The sequence below is a fragment of the Mesorhizobium sp. M7A.F.Ca.CA.002.09.1.1 genome (genome assembly GCF_003998555.1).
GTDB classification, from domain to species: Bacteria; Pseudomonadota; Alphaproteobacteria; order Rhizobiales; family Rhizobiaceae; genus Mesorhizobium; species Mesorhizobium ciceri.
Genome location: NZ_RZRR01001115.1, coordinates 1 through 1,517, shown reverse-complemented (window position 1 = coordinate 1,517; position 1,517 = coordinate 1). Strand labels below are relative to the sequence as shown.

The window sequence follows — 1,517 nt, the reverse complement described above, 5'->3', positions numbered from 1 at the left end:
GCGATGATCTTGTTGACGCCTTCGCCCTTGAGCTTCTCGACTTCGGCAGTGATCGACTTGACGTCGTCCTCGATGGCGACGTTGGGACCCGGCGAAGCGAGGTCCGGCGTGTCGTTGGTGATCGCGCCGATGATGCCGATGTTCTGGCCGCCGACCTCGACGACAACAGATGGCTTGACGCGGTCGCCGAGCTTGGATTGCGCGTTGGCCTTCACATTGGCGCCGAGCACGGGGAACTTGATCATGTCGAGGAACGGCGCCAAGGCGGCCTCGCCGTCGTCGAATTCATGGTTGCCGAGGGCCATGGCATCGAACTTCATGTCGTTGAGGAATTCGCCTTCGACCTTGCCCTTATAGGTCGTGTAGAACAGCGAGCCCTGGAAATTGTCGCCGGCGCTGAGCAGCAGCACGTTCTGGCCTTCCAGCTTCTTGCGTTCCTGGGCAATCGCGGTGATTAGCCGGCCCGCGCCGCCGATGCACTCGCCCTTGGTCTCCTCGTCCGCCGAGCAGGTCGATTCATATTTGTTGTTGCCTTCGATGCGGCTGTGCCAGTCGTTGATATGCAGGATGTTCAGCGTGTAGTCGGCAAAGGACGCGCCGGCCGACAGGCCGAGGGCTGAGGCTGACAGGGCTGCAATGGCGGCAAGCTTCTTCATCTTCGTCTCCCGGAAAGCTGATCAGAGGCCATTAGCGCTCTTGCTTGACTGGAACATAACAGCCGGCGCTTTGGCCATGTTCCCATCGCGTTCCGGATGACGCAAGCGGAATCCGGGACCCTTTGCCGGCACAAAAAAGGACGGCGGCCAACCAGCCGCCGTCCTTGGAAAACGAATGGTCGTGGGTTCAGACGCGCCTTGTCAGCACGAAATTCTGACCGCTGGAGCTCGTGCAGTTGAGCTGGCTTGTCGACACCATCAGGCAGTTGAAGCTGACCGCGGTCTGGCGGATCAGCGAGGTGCCGTTGATCTGCACCGATGTGGCGCCGGTCATCGTGTAGCTGCCGTCGGCAAGCTTCTGGCCGGTGTCGGTGGCTACCGTCGTGAAGGTGCCGCCGGTGAAGGTCGACAGGCCGGTGCCCTTGGCGTCGATCCACGAGCCCTCGACGCCTTTCGGCGCCGCTGCCATCGGCGGTTGATCGGGGCCGCTGGTCGCACAGGCGGCGAGCATCGCCGCAATGGCACCCGCCACGCTCATCGAAAGAATTTTGCGCGCAATGATCATGTGAAAATCCTCTCCTCTCGCTTCGGCCCAAAAATCGGAAATCGATTTTCGACAAGCACGAGGCGTGCATCCAAGTTTCCAGAGCGACGTGCGTCCAGATGAATACGTATCGCTATGGTCCGCATCCCTTCAATCGCCCGATTTCCGGGCGATTGCAAGGCAGTGAGGCAGGTGGGCGGTGCTGCTATCGCACAAGGATGTTGCGGAACTGCCACGGGTCGTTCCGGTCGAGGTCTTCCGGGAACAGGCCGGGACGGTTATCGAGCGGCGTCCAGTCGGTGTAGTAGCCCTTGACC

At 61.0% G+C, this 1,517-nt stretch carries 2 protein-coding genes; both read right to left on the bottom strand.

The window, feature by feature from the left end:
* Positions 1-656: metallophosphoesterase (locus EN994_RS30830; RefSeq protein ID WP_206530540.1), on the bottom strand; the 656-nt coding region annotated here is incomplete at its 3' end.
* Between the two features lie 187 nt (positions 657-843).
* Entirely contained in the window at positions 844-1,221 is a 378-nt protein-coding gene (locus EN994_RS30825; protein ID WP_013529730.1) for a hypothetical protein, read from the bottom strand.
* Positions 1,222-1,517: the final 296 nt, after the last annotated feature.

What these genes read in the sequence shown, in the direction of transcription:
- EN994_RS30825 (WP_013529730.1), bottom strand. Translation starts at nt 1,221, where the DNA reads ATGATCATTGCGCGCAAAATTCTTTCGATGAGCGTGGCGGGTGCCATT.